At 63.0% G+C, this 14,400-nt stretch carries 22 protein-coding genes and 1 tRNA gene; 3 read left to right on the top strand and 20 right to left on the bottom strand.

Going from position 1 to position 14,400, the window contains the following annotated elements; genetic code table 11:
- The first annotated feature begins 80 nt into the window (after positions 1-80).
- Positions 81-560 carry a tyrosine-type recombinase/integrase gene (locus AC5P6H_RS07660; RefSeq protein WP_495202450.1) on the top strand — a complete coding sequence of 160 codons (480 nt, stop codon included), beginning with the start codon at positions 81-83 and terminating at the stop codon, positions 558-560.
- A gap of 91 nt (positions 561-651) precedes the next feature.
- Here the strand turns inward: AC5P6H_RS07660 and AC5P6H_RS07665 are convergent.
- Together AC5P6H_RS07665 and AC5P6H_RS07670 are read right to left on the bottom strand one after the other, a co-directional pair.
- Positions 652-745: transfer RNA gene (locus AC5P6H_RS07665), tRNA-Ser, on the bottom strand.
- A 19-nt stretch (positions 746-764) separates the two neighbouring features.
- On the bottom strand, positions 765-1,277 hold the full coding sequence (locus AC5P6H_RS07670; protein WP_495202451.1) for a hypothetical protein: 513 nt from the start codon (positions 1,275-1,277) through the stop codon (positions 765-767).
- A gap of 50 nt (positions 1,278-1,327) precedes the next feature.
- Here AC5P6H_RS07670 and AC5P6H_RS07675 point away from each other — a divergent pair, with 50 nt between their 5' ends.
- Positions 1,328-2,032 carry a hypothetical protein gene (locus AC5P6H_RS07675; RefSeq protein WP_495202452.1) on the top strand — a complete coding sequence of 235 codons (705 nt, stop codon included), beginning with the start codon at positions 1,328-1,330 and terminating at the stop codon, positions 2,030-2,032.
- A 46-nt stretch (positions 2,033-2,078) separates the two neighbouring features.
- Here AC5P6H_RS07675 and AC5P6H_RS07680 read toward each other — a convergent pair whose 3' ends face one another.
- Both AC5P6H_RS07680 and AC5P6H_RS07685 read right to left on the bottom strand, forming a co-directional pair.
- Positions 2,079-2,243: a hypothetical protein gene (locus AC5P6H_RS07680; RefSeq protein WP_495202453.1), complete on the bottom strand. Its 165-nt coding sequence runs from the start codon at positions 2,241-2,243 to the stop codon at positions 2,079-2,081.
- Between the two features lie 412 nt (positions 2,244-2,655).
- On the bottom strand, positions 2,656-3,270 hold the full coding sequence (locus tag AC5P6H_RS07685) for a hypothetical protein (RefSeq protein ID WP_312559301.1): 615 nt from the start codon (positions 3,268-3,270) through the stop codon (positions 2,656-2,658).
- A 515-nt stretch (positions 3,271-3,785) separates the two neighbouring features.
- On the opposite strand from AC5P6H_RS07685, the gene AC5P6H_RS07690 reads away from it, so the two are divergent.
- A complete protein-coding gene (locus AC5P6H_RS07690; protein WP_103282856.1) occupies positions 3,786-4,061 on the top strand; it encodes a hypothetical protein in 276 nt (91 codons plus the stop codon).
- On the opposite strand, the gene AC5P6H_RS07695 is transcribed toward AC5P6H_RS07690, so the two are convergent.
- The 16 genes from AC5P6H_RS07695 to AC5P6H_RS07770 form a co-directional block, all read right to left on the bottom strand.
- Positions 4,058-4,507: a BLUF domain-containing protein gene (locus AC5P6H_RS07695; protein ID WP_495202454.1), complete on the bottom strand. Its 450-nt coding sequence runs from the start codon at positions 4,505-4,507 to the stop codon at positions 4,058-4,060. The genes AC5P6H_RS07690 and AC5P6H_RS07695 overlap by 4 nt on opposite strands.
- 482 nt (positions 4,508-4,989) lie before the next feature.
- Positions 4,990-5,289: a hypothetical protein gene (locus AC5P6H_RS07700; RefSeq protein ID WP_346715502.1), complete on the bottom strand. Its 300-nt coding sequence runs from the start codon at positions 5,287-5,289 to the stop codon at positions 4,990-4,992.
- Positions 5,290-5,879: 590 nt separating this feature from the next.
- Entirely contained in the window at positions 5,880-6,098 is a 219-nt protein-coding gene (locus AC5P6H_RS07705; protein WP_103282862.1) for a hypothetical protein, read from the bottom strand.
- Between the two features lie 427 nt (positions 6,099-6,525).
- Positions 6,526-6,855, bottom strand: coding sequence for a hypothetical protein (locus AC5P6H_RS07710; RefSeq protein ID WP_231109344.1), 330 nt, complete (start codon positions 6,853-6,855; stop codon positions 6,526-6,528).
- A gap of 219 nt (positions 6,856-7,074) precedes the next feature.
- On the bottom strand, positions 7,075-7,545 hold the full coding sequence (locus AC5P6H_RS07715; protein WP_495202455.1) for a hypothetical protein: 471 nt from the start codon (positions 7,543-7,545) through the stop codon (positions 7,075-7,077).
- A gap of 2 nt (positions 7,546-7,547) precedes the next feature.
- The gene (locus tag AC5P6H_RS07720) at positions 7,548-8,240 is read right to left on the bottom strand and encodes a hypothetical protein (protein ID WP_495202456.1); all 693 of its coding nucleotides are present in this window, start codon (positions 8,238-8,240) and stop codon (positions 7,548-7,550) included.
- A 68-nt stretch (positions 8,241-8,308) separates the two neighbouring features.
- Complete coding sequence (locus tag AC5P6H_RS07725) at positions 8,309-8,824, bottom strand: hypothetical protein (protein WP_495202457.1); 516 nt, start codon at positions 8,822-8,824, stop codon at positions 8,309-8,311.
- 22 nt (positions 8,825-8,846) lie between these two features.
- A complete protein-coding gene (locus AC5P6H_RS07730) occupies positions 8,847-10,814 on the bottom strand; it encodes a hypothetical protein (RefSeq protein ID WP_495202458.1) in 1,968 nt (655 codons plus the stop codon).
- 2 nt (positions 10,815-10,816) lie between these two features.
- Entirely contained in the window at positions 10,817-11,053 is a 237-nt protein-coding gene (locus AC5P6H_RS07735) for a hypothetical protein (protein WP_231109155.1), read from the bottom strand.
- A gap of 56 nt (positions 11,054-11,109) precedes the next feature.
- Positions 11,110-11,484: a hypothetical protein gene (locus AC5P6H_RS07740; protein ID WP_495202459.1), complete on the bottom strand. Its 375-nt coding sequence runs from the start codon at positions 11,482-11,484 to the stop codon at positions 11,110-11,112.
- A 123-nt stretch (positions 11,485-11,607) separates the two neighbouring features.
- A complete protein-coding gene (locus AC5P6H_RS07745) occupies positions 11,608-12,081 on the bottom strand; it encodes a phage tail tube protein (RefSeq protein ID WP_053497212.1) in 474 nt (157 codons plus the stop codon).
- A gap of 78 nt (positions 12,082-12,159) precedes the next feature.
- A complete protein-coding gene (gene gp17, locus AC5P6H_RS07750) occupies positions 12,160-12,522 on the bottom strand; it encodes a tail completion protein gp17 (protein WP_372484115.1) in 363 nt (120 codons plus the stop codon).
- On the bottom strand, positions 12,519-13,022 hold the full coding sequence (locus AC5P6H_RS07755) for an HK97-gp10 family putative phage morphogenesis protein (RefSeq protein ID WP_495202460.1): 504 nt from the start codon (positions 13,020-13,022) through the stop codon (positions 12,519-12,521). The genes gp17 and AC5P6H_RS07755 overlap by 4 nt, the downstream gene beginning before the upstream one ends.
- Positions 13,023-13,133: 111 nt before the next feature.
- Positions 13,134-13,307 (bottom strand): ATP-dependent Clp protease proteolytic subunit, encoded by a 174-nt coding sequence (locus AC5P6H_RS07760; RefSeq protein ID WP_495202461.1) that lies wholly within the window; start codon positions 13,305-13,307, stop codon positions 13,134-13,136.
- 7 nt (positions 13,308-13,314) lie between these two features.
- Positions 13,315-13,989, bottom strand: a complete 675-nt coding sequence (locus AC5P6H_RS07765) for a terminase large subunit domain-containing protein (RefSeq protein ID WP_495202462.1) — start codon at positions 13,987-13,989, stop codon at positions 13,315-13,317.
- Positions 13,990-13,992: 3 nt separating this feature from the next.
- Positions 13,993-14,373 carry a hypothetical protein gene (locus AC5P6H_RS07770; protein ID WP_005408955.1) on the bottom strand — a complete coding sequence of 127 codons (381 nt, stop codon included), beginning with the start codon at positions 14,371-14,373 and terminating at the stop codon, positions 13,993-13,995.
- Between the last annotated feature and the right edge of the window lie 27 nt (positions 14,374-14,400).

The following is a 14,400-nucleotide window of genomic DNA, read 5'->3' on the forward strand; positions in this document are numbered from 1 at the left end:
TGGATGCGAACCCGTTTGGGGGGATCCAGGCACCAAGAGGGGTGCGAAGCATTGCCGTCCGGTTCTATACAGCTGATGCCATGCAGCAGCTCTACGCGGCCAATGCCTCCCGGGCCAACCTATGGCGGTTCATGGCACACACCGGAATCCGGCGCGGCGATCTGATGCACCTGAGGCACGAGAACGTGGTTGCTGGTCGCCTGCTGGTCGAGAGCGATCCGGACGAGGACGGCGACGGACGCACGAAGTCAGGGAATTGGCGAGAGGTGCCGTTGAACGCCCATGCCGCTGCACCTCTAGCCACCCTTCTCGATCCGCTGGTAAGCGTTCACAAGGACACCGTGAGCGACTGGTCCAAGGATGATGCGACCGCGGCAGGCGTTGGCGGGAGTCTTCACCGCCTGAGGCACACGTTCTGCGCCCATATGGTTATGGCTGGCGTGCCATTGCGGTGCGTGCAGCTCCTGGCCGGTCATGCTGATTACGCCACTACAGAGAAGTACTACGCACACCTCACCCCTGAGGGCGATGATGGCGCGGTGGCGAAGCTAACCTATTGATTCGCCATTGTGACCACCGTGACCAAGTGGTGCCTTCTGATGGCCTGATATGGCCCATGGCGATATAGCCGCTATCGCAAGCCATTGACTCTGGTGACCCCGGCCCGATTCGAACGGGCGACCTTCCCCTTAGGAGGGGGCTTCCACTGTTCGTTTAATCAATGGCTTACGAGACAGATGGGACCGGCGTGGGTCCATTTTCGCTCAAATGCCCCGCCGCATCTGCTGCAGCCCTGCCCTCACCCACGCCTTGGTGCGGACGTCCCTCGCGCGGGGTTTCGTCTCTGCCGGCGGCTCGCGCGGTTCAAGCGCCGCCTTGATCCGCTCGATTTCCTTCGCCCCAGCCTCGGCCAGGCGCCGGGCCTGTTGCTGCTGCTCGCGGGTCGGCGGCAGGCCGGGCAGTGGCAGCGGCGGCTGGGTCGGGGTGCTGTCGGTCACCCGGGCGACTGCCTGGCGCAGGGGCAGATCGGGATAGAGCCTGGCCGCACACCAGCGCTCGGCGTACCGCTTCGCCTGCCGGACGTTGGCCGCGCGCACTTCCTTCACCTGCCACATCTTCTGGCCTTCCATCCATAGCCGGACCCCGGGACCGCCGTCGGGCGTGACGCTGGCCGTCTCGCGGCCGTTGTACCAGAGCGCCCAGCGCTCGCCGGTCTGGACCCAGCCAGAGGGAATTGGGGCGGTGCGGAAGCCTTGGTAGGCGTGGGAGGAATACATGGCCGGAAGGATACGGCTGGCCGTCGCAGATCCTGCGAAGCGGCGGGTACATGTCTGAACCGGTCACATTCGAACGCGTGTCACAGCCCTCGCCTTCGTCGGGCTTTACCTACACGGAAATGGCCGGTTTTCTGATTGCCCCCCTGATGAGGGGCTGCGACCTTGCGCGGGCAGTGCAGCACTACCCTACTCATGGAGAGATGGAAGTGAACTCAATGCAAAGCGATTGCAGAACCGCCCGCTCAACCCCTCGCCGCCTGATGCTGGGCATGTCACTTGCTCTGTTGTCAGCGGGCTTTGCCCCGAGCGCCTTCGCCGGCCAATGGGTGCCGACAGGCCGAGTACTCTGGGTGGATTCGGAAACTATCCAGCCTTACCCAGTGGCCTATACCAACTTCTGCCAGGGCGGCGTGGATGGGCCGAGCGGCGTCTACCTGTACGGCGACTGGGGTTCGGAAGGGTTCGGCTCGTGCCCGACCGACCCATACACCGGTTTTCAGGAGATGAAGGGCTCCGGCGGCACATGCAGACCGGATCCCCAGGGCGTTGGTGGCGGCTACTCCTGCGAAGAGAACCACCACACCTTCGGCGGTCAGACCTACCAAGGCCCAATGCCGGCGACCTGTAGCTCGCCTGGGATCTATGGCGTAAGCCACCTCTACCGCAGAGAACTCGTCTACTTCGGCTCCGGTCACATGCCCGACGACTTCTACGACAGGTTCTACGAAAGCTCCGAAGAGTACGTCTGCCAGTAGTTCGTACTTGAGCTCGATATGTCCCCGCGCGAGCGGGGACACTGCTTTACAGCGGCCCAAGATCCTTCACGACGGCTGGGCGTTTTTGCAGGAACGCGGCCAGCAGGCGGTCGCAGATCCTGCTAAGCCGCAGGCACATGTCTGAATCGTTCGGGATGGCCACTGGCGTGGCGCAGTTGATCCGCTCCGGGTTGAGCTGCTTGCCGGCCAAGCATCCGTCGTAGAGAATTTGTCCAGCACGAAGTTCTTAACGATTCATGCTGTATGGTTGACCCATCTGGCTCCTCTCAGGCGCGAAATCCTTCGCCCCCGTGTCTAGCCCCCTACAGGCACGACACATGACACCCCTAACAGCTTTCCGGGTCCTTCGGATCCGCCCGCTGCTGCGCGTCAACGGAACGATCGAGCAAGTCGAAACTCTGCACGCCAAGTGCGGTTCATGCGGCGACGAGTCACGTATGTCCCGAGGATATGGCCTTGCCGAGGTGGAAGGAGGGGTAGAGCTCACGTGTCCGGCATGCCAGGTGACAGGGATTTTGACCGTAGACCAAGCGTGGATTCTCTGGGCCGAGCAGATGAGGCAGGACAGGATCCTCGCCTTGGCCGGGCTAACGCCCGAAGATCTAAAGCTCACCTAGATCTTTGATCACGGCCTGCCCCGCCTGCAGGAAGCCGGCTAACAGCCGGCCTCCCGCCACCTGCCGGCCCATCTGCTCATTGAGGTAACTAGCCTGCAGACGTGCATGGGCCATGAGATCGGCCTGAGCCATGCTCGGCGTCAAAGCCTGAAGCGGCTCCCCGGGGGACGCCAGCTGCCCGTCGATCGCCTGGACCGTACACGGGCGCTGACTGTCGCTCTTGGCATACCCCGTGGCCATCATCCGGCCGTTCTTGGGCGACCAGCCGCCCAGCACCAACTCGGTCCCGAGCTGGTCGAGCGGCAGCCCGGCCTCCGCTGCCGCCTTCTCGTAGTTCGGCCATAGCTGATCCACCACCAACCCCAGCTCGGCGGACAACTGCTCCATCGTGAAGTCCGCACGGAAGCTGGCCTGCAGTGCCAGCTCGTATATGCGAAGAAAGAACTGGGTGGAACCCCGAGTGGCCAGTACCAGGTTGTGCTGAGGGATCAGCAGCAGCTTCGCCCCCGCGGAATGCGCCCCTGTCCTGGCATCCTCTGCCAGCGTGTCTACAGCGACGACTAGGTGTTCGCGAGTGAGCAGAACGTTGAGGATGCTCATTTAGAAAGCAACCGGAAGTTCTGCGAAATATCGCAGCTTGAGCGCTTCGAGTCCACCAGCCACGAGGCTCAGGGAAGTAAGCGCGAGCGTCCACTTGAGCTTGGTGTGATGCGAGGCTCACATCATGTAGTAGACACTGCTGTCTCACGGCTCTTCTCCGGTGCAATATTCCTTGCTCCCGTGTCCAGCCCCCTCAGCGGCACGGCTATGCATCCTCCCAATGCCTTCAGGATCCACTCGATCCTGCCCCTGCTTGCGCCAAATGGCGCAATCATCCGCCTGGAGCAGGTGCGCTCAACCTGCAAGAACTGTGGGCTTAGGTCATCACTGGCCCACGATGCTGGATTCCATACGGACGTCAGGGGCACGACCCTGAAGTGCCCAGCTTGCGGATCCACAGGATTGATGGATGAAATAGAGATCTGGCATCACTGGCTTGAGCAATGCCGTCGTGAACGACTACTGGCGCTCTTCGACCCAACGCCCGACCATCCACTCGATACCGAGGACCCGAAATGAACGATGCCGTCTCTGAACTTCTGGACCGCCTCCACTCCTGTGAAGTTGCGATTGAAGTCCACCGTGGCTATCTGAAAGCAATGGAATACGCGCTGCGGATTTCTGTACTCACCCATCCAGAGCCCGAGCGGTTGAACCTAGCGTGGCTCCAGCTGCTGCCCAGCATCGCTGCGAGGCACAAAGATGACGGCGGCGAGCTCTTCGCTGCCGCCTTCCAACAATCTCTGACGGTTCTTACTGAGCAGATAGGCGCCGAGAGCATGCCTTCCTAAGCTGCCACGGCGAATGGCGTCACGAACGCTGTCAGTAGATCCATCGCCGTTGCGTTCGTGTCGTCCGCGTTGCCGCGCTGATTGAACCGGGTCCAGTCCGCGTGGGCCAATCGCCGCAACTCTTCCGGCTCCACGGGAAGCCACTTCATGGGCCAGAACGGCAGTCGGCGCTGTCCCACCCTGCCCCTCTGCAGCTCGACAACACCGTTGTGGCTGCTGGCGCCCAGCACTCGGGAATAGGACACCGAAAGCCCGTCTTCCGGTCCCTCCAGATACTGGAGGAACCGTTCGCCATCGAAGAGGAGCACCCCCGTAACCCCAGCATTACGGTTGAACCGGGCCGCGTCGTCCACAACTTGATCCAGCTTTCCGTTGGACAAGCCCAGCCTGTCGCCGGCGATCTCGTCGCCAGCGCTGCTCACGTATGCGACAGCCCTGATGGGCATGGCACACCTCCTTGACGAGGGATCAGCTTACTAGCAACGGGTTCATGTCAGCGCGAGGTGGCGGACGAGCCCTGAACGCGTCAGGTTCGCATGTTGCTGAATTCGGAACTTCGTCACATGATGCAGGCCCAGCGACATGCACCATGCACGAACGTTCTCGGTACTAAGCAATGCCCGACACTGGCCTTTTCTACGTTCTGGATATACATGTGGTGCGCCGCGACGAAGGCAATATCGAACGCGTGAACACAATCAGCATCCGCTGCAACCACTGCCGACACATCACGCATTCCAAAACACCTGGCTTGGAGACCATGCCAGGAGGCACCCTGCTCGCATGCGCAGGATGCGGGAAGCGGCAAGCGGTCAGTAACGCGCGCTTGGTCGAATTCGACCACGTCCTAAGGCTCGACGACCCGGCAACACATGCTGCCAGGGCCATTCTTCGTGGCCAAATCGGGTGACATAATCAGCGTCGCACCTCAGCCGTCGGCTGGGTGCCTCCCAGCCAAACTCCCCATCGTGAAGGCATACCCGGCTTCTTCCAGAAGTGCTCTCATGCGCAGCTCCACACGACGGGGGGAGCGCAGTCCATTTGGTGCATAGAGAGCATATACGTAGCCAGCGCCATCAATGATTTCGCGGCGGACTGCGCACTCGGTTGATTCCGTAGCTTCGCGCCAGACAGACATTAGCCTAGCAGGGCTGATCGACTGCCCATTGCGAAGTCGGAAGAAAAGCCAACGCACGCCTGGCGCTTGAGCTGGATCTAATCTAGCCATTGCGAGCCCCGGATTCGTCTGGATAGATCATTGAGAACTTGAGGATCCAGGCGGGGGCGCTCATCTTTCGAGGCACGTGGCAGATCTATGCGCTCACTACCGTTCACTAGAGCGGGGAGATCTGACTGCAGATCAATCCACCACTCGGAAGGAAGCCGGAGCCCCGTACCCGTTCGATCGTAGATGCATATCGGGAAATTCATAGCGTTGCTCCTAGATGTAATGAGCATACGCTTGCGCAATGTCAGGCCGGAATGCGACTGCTACAAGGCTGACGCATCAACTCTCTTTGCACATATGAACACGTGTGCTTCGTCTCGCTGAACTTTCAGGAAAGACTCAAGCCAGCAAAGAGCAGCGCCTCGATTGGCGATCACCCTTCCCAGCTTTTCAGTCAAACACCGCGCACACTCCATTCCACCAGGGCTTTGCCCTTGACAGGTCCGGCACTGAGCCATCGTCGTCGTGCTCGCCGGGCGCGATTGATACATGATCTTGGTCATCAAGTTCACAGCTTGAGCATGGGACGACATATCAACGTTCCTATTGATACAGAAGGAGCCGCGCTGGGCGCGGCCACTCCTTAGACGTCAACGGCGGCTATCGCGACCAGCACTGCCCTTTTGGTCCTGACCGTGGGTCGACTGTTCACGCTCCTTGCTTCCCGGCTGCTGCTGTTGCTGGCCTTGCTTTCCGGCGAGGTCTTCACCGCCAAGCTCGTTCCCGTCCACCTGACCCTGCTGGCCTGGCTGCTTCTTCTCGCCATCCGAGTTGGGACGGTCGTTTTGGTTCTGGGGAGAATTGTTCATGTCTTACTCCGATGCAGCCATCTGCTGCCAACCCACAGTGCTCGCCAGAGCGTTACGCAGCCGTGCCGGATTGGCGCAAGTATGAACAAGTGTCATGAACAGGCCGATGTTCTGAAGGGTGTACAGTGCAGTCCCGATAGGAGCAGAACATGGAACGCATGAGGAACAAGGATTTCGTTGACGTCGAACGCGAGCTCACCCACTGGAGTTTGGTATTCAACTCTGGTGCCCTACCTGCTGTTAGCTTTCGCCATGAGGTTGACCCGGTCATCCGGATCGCATGTGACATCTACGTCAGGGATCCGCATGGAACCCACGCAGAATGGTTGGACGACCTCGAGGGCAGACTTGCGGCCCGATCCAGTCTTCGTGGTCACCCTGGCGCAGGGGATATTGCAGGTCAATGCTGGTCGCGCCTCTCTTGCTCCTAGGAGTTTTCTTCCCGCGAGGCTGCGTCGTTCCCTTCTCGCATGAGTTGATCATTCAGCACGTGAACGATGGACATGACCGCATCGGCGAGCGCTCTTGAGTCGCTGATTGACCCGTAAAAATAGATCCTGGAGCCTTCAACCCGAACTTCTGCCAAGGAGAGCTGAGACGCCAGCGCCTCGCACTTCCTCACGAAGAGTTCAGTCCAGCGGGCTCCTGGCGCAAGATCCAACAACGCAATGATGGCCTCATCAGTGGAGGAATCGACGCGCTCATGCAGCTGCGGCACATCGAAACCGACAATTCTCGGAAGCATGGAAGCGCTCAACGGTTGATCCCTTTGCTCACAGTTGGTTTGAGTATCCTCCACAATACTCGGATCCACCATCTGGCAAAGCCCACATCCTTACGCCAAACCCGCCCCCGTGTCTCGATAGCCGGTCAGTTCAACGATGGCCATGGCCGTCCTAAGGGAGGCAGGGGTGATCTGGGCGGAATAGCACATGGATGCCATCTCGCCGCAAGCGCCGTTGCCGCCGCGTAAGGATCAAGTCACGGGCTGCGGTGCCAGTCCATCCAGCGGTAGCTCCGCCTTCTCCGGCCAGGCGAACGACTCCGGCTGAGGCAACAGCGCGCGCACCTGCTCCCAAGTCTCGATGCCGTCCGGCGGCGCCAGCACCAGCTGCTCCAGCGCCTGGTTCACAGCATCGCGCCAGGCGACCATCGCCCGCGCCTCCGCGCGATATCGGGCCACGCCGCTGCTGTAGTAGCTGGCGCACGACTCGATGCCGTCGTAGCCGCGCTCTACCGCCTCGGCGCGCATCCAGGCGAATGCTTGATCACGGATGTAGCGGTAGTGCGCGGGCGTGTGCAGCTCAAATCCAAGGCCCGGCGCAGATGCCGGCAACGGCGTGTTCTCGTCCAGCCATTCGGTCGGCCATAGGTAGTGACCGCGCGGAATAAAAGCGCCGGTTTCGATGCAGCGGATCACATCCGCATCTTCAGTGAATTGATACATAGTCAAAGCTCCGCGTCTGCGGTGTATTCACCAGCAACAAGGTAGGTGGCGGCGACAGCGTGACCGGTGGTGACACTGTCAACGATAAATCCGTTCTGGAACACACCCACAACCTGCATGGCGGTTGCGGCTCGCCATGCACCGCCTGCGGAGTCGTACCAGCGCCAGCTGCTTGCCGGGGTCAGATTTCCACCTTCACTGCCACCGTAGAAAGTGACGGCAGGCGCAACGCGCATCGTCGTGCCAAATCCAACCGACGTACGCAGCCCCTGTGAATTGTATGCAGTAGCGGGCCGATGCAAACAGTAGTTGCTGTTGTTCGCTGGGACCACAGCCGTCGGAAATGACTTGCGGTAGTAGCGCTGACACAACGCCAATTCCAAGGCATCCGGGCGTTGCTCAAAATCAGTAGCAACACTACCTACTTCGATTTGAATGTTGGAGAACTGGAAATCACCAGCTTGGCGCCCAACGCCAGCAGCACGAGCATCCCAATTGCTACCCGCATCCAGCCACAGGATCAGCGAAAGATAGCCCTCAGTTGTGGTTCCGAACGTCTTGCCTGCGATACCCGCAAGGGTGAACGTCCTGCTGATACGTTGCCATCCACCAGTAATACCCGTTACAAGCTGACTATTTCCAACGATCGATGCAGACGGAGAGCCGCCCGTACCAAACGTCATTTCGAATTCCATTCCGATTTTGGTAGCCGACGATGCACGCACCAGCATACTGACGGTAACCGTTTTTCCTGCAAGCAGCCTTACACCGTTCTCGATACGGTACCCGACAGGGTGCACGTCAGCCGGCGGTACAGAGGCCCAGGAACCGTGTTGACCTGCCCACCCTTGGTGCGGGTGTGCACGCTGGTGTCGATCGTGGCCACCGCCCAGCCGTCGCTGATGCCCACCTCCACTGCCCGGAAAATCGCGACCTCGCCAACGTCCACGTTCGTGGCAGTTGTGGCGATCTCGACGGACACTGTCGACACCGGGGCACTGGCCTGCGGAAACAGCCATGCGCAGACACTGCCGTCGGGCAGTCGCACGGTGGCCCCGGTCGCGCCGGCAGCGCTCAGCTGAACGCCGGGCGGGATGTTGAGGCCGAGGACGGCGATGATCCCCGGCACAACGGCCTCGGCCAGCGTGATCGTGATCGCTAGCGAACCGGTGCGCCGGATCCGCGACGATCGCCCCGGCTTGCCATCGAAGAGCGCGGCGCCCTGGTCGGCCGACAACCACGTTCCACCGGTGAGGGTGGCCGTTTCCACCGCCGGCATGCCATATCCAATCAACACGTCATCATCCCCACAGGGTAAGCACCACGTCCCCCGTGGCAGGGTTGCGCTCTACGCGCCGCACCAGCACCGGCTTGCCATCGGCCAGGCCGTAGCGGCTGTAGGTCAGCCGGCCGATCTGACCAGGGAGCGGGGCCATGTCCTGATCGCCGCGAATGGCGACCTGGTAGAAGAACCGCTGCCGCTGATACATCGCCACGACGCGGTTGATCTCGGCCTGCGCATCGGCGGCATGCCAGAACAGCGAAATGACCGGATCGGCGGCGTCGGCGCGGCGGTAGTGTGCGTCCAGTGCGCCCGCAGCGAACACCTGACCTCGGTAGAGGCCCGTCAGCTCGTCGCGGCGGCTCTGCGGCAGGTCCACCACGTCGGTGACGAGGTCGGAGGCGCCGAGGGCCTGAGCGTTCGGCCGGTAGGCCATGCGCCGGGTCAGGTTGGGCGCGTCGTCCGGGACGCCAACCAGGTCGCTGGCCATGTCGGCTTCCGAGATCTCAAACGCCGGCTGCCCCTGATAGCTCTCCGGAGCAACCACCTGCACGAAGCGTAGTGCACCGCTAGGATCCTGGTAGCACCCGACACCGTAGCTGGGCAGCATCGCGTTCAGGGCATCCCTGCCCGTGATGGCCGCTCCGGCGTAGTAGCCGATACCGGCGTAGCCGGTTGCAGCGTCCACGGCCGCGCAGTCGGCTGCCGACCAAGCCCCTGCCCCGAGGCGAGCCATCACGTCGCCCACGGCCTGCTCCAGGCGCGCCGGGGCCATGCCGGGGCCGATGCTCGACCCATCGACCACCACAGGGGTGACGGGCGGAGATTTCAGCAGCAGCTGCTGGCCGTCCGTCGCCATGCTGAAGGTGCCGTCTTCCATCAGATCGCCGCGGTCCATCACAGCGTTTACGTGCACCGGGCTGTCGGCCAGGAACATCGCTGTCGCATCGGAATTGGCGCCGGCTGCCGGCACGCTGGCCACCGCGCCGATGACTACCGGCTGCGGCTTCCAGGCCAGCGAGGTGATGTTGGGCAGGAACACGCCCCGGTTGATGGTCTGGCCCAGGTAGTCGTGCGCGTCGCGCAGGTGCAGGGTCTTGCTGCCGTCGTCGTTCACCTCGATCTGATCGATGACACAGCGGAACACCGGAGCGGCGTCGGCCAGCATGCCGCCGTCATGCACCTGCAGGATGCGCACCGCAGCCCCCGAGGCACCGGACAATGCCAGGTCATCCAGCAGCCCCTCGGCGTCGGCGACCACACATTCCGCCGCCGCCATCTGAGACACCGGATCGCCACCCCACGGCCAGAAGCTCAGCTCCTGGACGAGATTGACGCCCTCGGCCACCAGCCCTTCGTACCGGGCATTGGCCGGGCTATCGCCTGGTGCGGAGAGCCAGTCATCGTCGGCCAGCCGAGTGGTCGGCGTTTGGGCCTGGTCCAGCTTCCAACCGGCAACAGCGGCATCGCTGCGGGCGCCCCACTGCCCAGCGTTCACGGCCAGGCACAGCCCACCGGCCTTCGTCGCAGCCAGTGCGGCGGCGAAGTGGAGCGGGCCGGCCAGCAGCAGGTCGCGCTGGTGGACCAGCGCGCCGTTTAGATACAGGTGGAGCCGGGAGGGACTGCCGAAGGAGACCCGCATCCCCACGATATCGCCCAGCGCAACCAGGGGCAGACCGGTCGCGATCGCGCCGATGCCTTGGATCAGGCGACCGGTGGCCAGTTCCCAGCCGATACCCTCCCCGTTCGCGCCCGGCGCTTGGCTGAGGGGCGCTGCTGCCGTGACAAAACCCACGACGGCCGAGAGGTCGTCATCGCCCCACATCGCGAACTCGACGCCGACAACGCCGGCGCTGAGGGCAAAGTCAGACCGGGCGCAGCGTTTGAGGTCGGCTGCGGCCGTCGTGGCAAGAGTGAGTCCACCGTCGCGCGCAGCGAGCAGCGGGCCGATAGGGAGCGCGGCAAAGCGCCCAAACGTGTCGGTCATGGCTATCCCAGTCGATCGAACCAGTCCTGTGCCTCGTCCTCCTCGGAACGTGGTACGAGGGTTTCCAGGTACTCCTGAAAGGAGCGCTTGGTGCCGCCCTGGCTGTGTGAGGCGGTGATGTACGCGGCGAAGGCAGCGGGCTTAATGTGCAGGCTTACGGGGTCGATGGGATTCCGCTTATGGAACTCCCACCATTCCAAGAACTCCCGGCGCGACATGCTCGCCTGCAGCTCAGACACCGTGCGATGCAGGTGGCCGGCGAGGACCTTCCAGAACCAGTCCTCACCGCGCTGCCTTAGCCGTTTCCCGCGTCGGCCTGGGCTTGGGCAGCATCCTCGCCGAAGCCGGAATGCTTCATAGCCACACGCTGCAGCTCAGCGGCAACCAGCGGCTTGAGCTGGGCGGCCTGCTCCACATTCATGACGGGCTTGCCGTCCTCGTCGCAGATGGTCGCTGCGATCAGCTTGGCGCGGTCGCCCTCGCCCCACAGCTTGCGGAACTCCGCATCCGGCAGCTCGCGAACATGGAACTGCGCCTTGGCACCGTTGGGCAAGGTGATCGTGTCGGCGCGAACGTCCTTGGAGGCGAACATGCCCAGGTTGGTGAACGACTGCAGGATGCTCACGGGCTGCTGCGGCTGGGTTTGGGTGGTTTCGTTGGGCTTGCTCATTGGCCGTTTCCTTGAATGGCGACAGGGCGCGCGGGCCGCGCACGGCTAACACGCGGAGGATCCGCGCGCCCCGTCAGAGAGATGGCCCGCCGGAGCGGGCCTGGGTGCGCCGTTGCCGCAGCCTTACGGCGTCGGGCGGTGCGTGGTGACGGCGCCGGAGCCGCGGATCGTGATCGTCGCCTTCCAGACGTCGTTGTCCTGGCTGGTCACCGCGAAGTTCTGCACGAAGCCGTCGAACTGCTTGGACAGCACGGTGTCCGGCGGGGTGATCTTGCCGGCAACGGCGGTCGGCTTGGCCACGCCTTCGGTTTCCGACAGCGGCGCAGTCACCAGCCAGTTCACGACGGCACCGGTCTCGTGCAGCTCTTCCAGCTTCTCGTGGTCGACGCTGTCGTAGATGATCTCGATGCTGGTGCTGCCGGTCTGCTTGCGGCCGGCGACGAACTGGTCCCAGTCGTCGTCGTAGTCGGAGATATCGATCTCCGACGCCTGGCCATCGGGGAAGCCGACCGAACGCAGGCGGGTCACCTTGATGACCTCGGCCGCGGCGATGGCGACGAACAGCTGCGAATGCTTCGACTTGATTACCTGTCCCATAGGGGTTTCCTTGTGTTACGCCCGTCGCCGGGCATGAAAAAGGCCCCTTGCGGGGCCAGTGGGTTGCCGTTGTGTGGTTCAGCGCAGTTGCAGCAGCCGCACGTCGAATGAAATGCCCATCGCATCCGTGTCGTCGCTATCCGGCGTCGGGTTGTACGATTCGATGCTGCCTACGCGCTCGATCGCGTCGCGGATGGCGACGGCCGCGCCGTTGGCCTGCGTCAGGGCTTTGCCCCAAACGGTCAATCGGACTCGCCAGCCGTCGGCCGGCGGCGCCTCGGACAGCATCGCGGTGGGCGAACCGCCGACCACCTCCCACGTCGCGTAGGGCAGTGCTGCATCCTGTGGCGCGGTTCCCGGCCACAATCGGATCGGGTCGCCCAGCGCGTGCCGAACCGCTGCATCACCCTGCAGCAGGGACTGGATCAGGGGAACCATCATCGCCAGCCATCCTTCTTCAGCTGCTTGTCGAGCGCCGCCCAGGTTTCATTGATGATCACCTGCGCCGCCTCCGGCCCCTTGGCCTCGCCGGCGGGCGTCAGGAACGGCGAAGCCCGCATCTTCCTCGTGCCGAACTCCAAGAAGCGCCAGTAATAGGCCCAGCCCGCCTCCTCATAGACCTTCCCGACGCGGCCGCGGCGCCGGTTGCGCTTGGTGTTGGCGTACTTGCGGCGGCGACCGGTCTTAACCCCAACCGTGAAGTACTCGCCGCCTTGGCCTACACCTGCCCGCTGCCGGCCTTTGGTGTTGGCCCGGCGGGTGACGATCTGCGAGGCCATGAACCCCGATGCTCTCGGAGCCCGCCGCCGGGCGTCGTCGCGAATGACGTTGCCGCCCTTGCGCATACCGGCTTGCACAGCTCGCCCTTGAATCGCCTTGGGTGCCTCCCGCAGTGAACGCAGGAGGCCGTCCAGGCCGTCGATCTTCACCTGCTCAGCCATCGGACACCCCAGCATCGACCATCAGCGTGATATGCCCGCGTGCCGTCGCATCCGGCAGCACCGCACGAATCGCGTACACCTGCCCGTCGAACATCACGCGCATGGTCGGCACTACCCCGGGCAGGTAGCCGAGGCAGCCAAGCCATCGATGTGGGCGATGACAGTGGCCTTGTGCTGGGCGATGGCGGTCATCATGGACCGGGCCGCAAACACGTCGCCGCCGGGCGAGTCGATGCGCAGATGAATCACGTCCGCCTCGATGCCGGCCATGGCCTGGGCAAACATTGTCTCGTCAATGTCGCCCCACCATCCATGCCAGCTTGGCGCCGACCCAGTCGTTCAGGTGCTTGGTACGGAACGCGCTTTGCTTGCTGGCCGACCGCTTTGCCTTGGCGAGCTGGTCGAGCAGGAACTGCTCGAACACGGAAACGCCGTAGTTCGGGTTGCCCGCCTGTTCGATACCGAAGCGGGCGCGCAGCGCCGGCAGTTTCTGGACCATCTGCCAGGCCGGGCGGAACACCTCGTATGCCTGTTTCTCGCTGGTTGCGCCCGAATAGACCTCCGCGCCCGCCTCGCCGTCAGCGCAGAACAGGTACAGGCCACGGGCAGCCAGTCGCAACGACTTGCCGTTCTTGCGCGGGATCTCCTCGTATGCGCGGCGGAAGCGCCGGTGCCCGGTCTTCTTGTGGACCCAGCCGAACAGATTGCACTCGATGAAGTGCTGCCAGGGCTCCAGCACCAGCAGGCGCTTCTGCGCCGCCCACTTTCCTTTCGTGTGCGGCATCTTCTCCATGAACCGCACCGCGCGGTCCGCCTTCTCGGCGTCGTACTTGTAGGGCCAGTCGGCCCCCTTGCGCTTCAGGTCATCCAGGAACCGCTGGCACGCCAGACGGATGAACTCGCCGGCCGGGATCTTTCCTGACGTGACGCCCTTGGCGTATGCCTTGGCTGATTCGCTCGGCGTCATGGATCAGAACTCGTCGAATGGGTTGCCCTCCGGGGTCTTTTCGGTCCCCAGCTTCTGACGGTCAGCCGGGGTCAGGCCCAGGCGCGCCAGGCAGCCGATCAGGTGGGAGTACTTGGCCGCAACGAACTCGCCGCGGTTGGCACGGAACTCGGAAAGCAGCGATGACGCCACCTCCATGATGAAACGGTCGGCGCTGGTCAGGACGCCAGGCAGGGCGCACTTCTCCAGCTCCTTCCAGACCACCGCGACCTCGTCCGGCAGATGGCCGGGAACCTTGCCAAGTGCCTTCCCCGTCTTTGGCACCTCGGCCCTGTAACGCTGCGGGTTGCGCTTGTCCGCCCCCTTGAGCTTTGCCAGCTCGGCGGGCTGCTTGTGCCTGGCCATCGCCGGTCAGCTCCGAATCCAAAATTC

This window comes from Stenotrophomonas sp. YJH_SMC_110 (assembly GCF_059369255.1).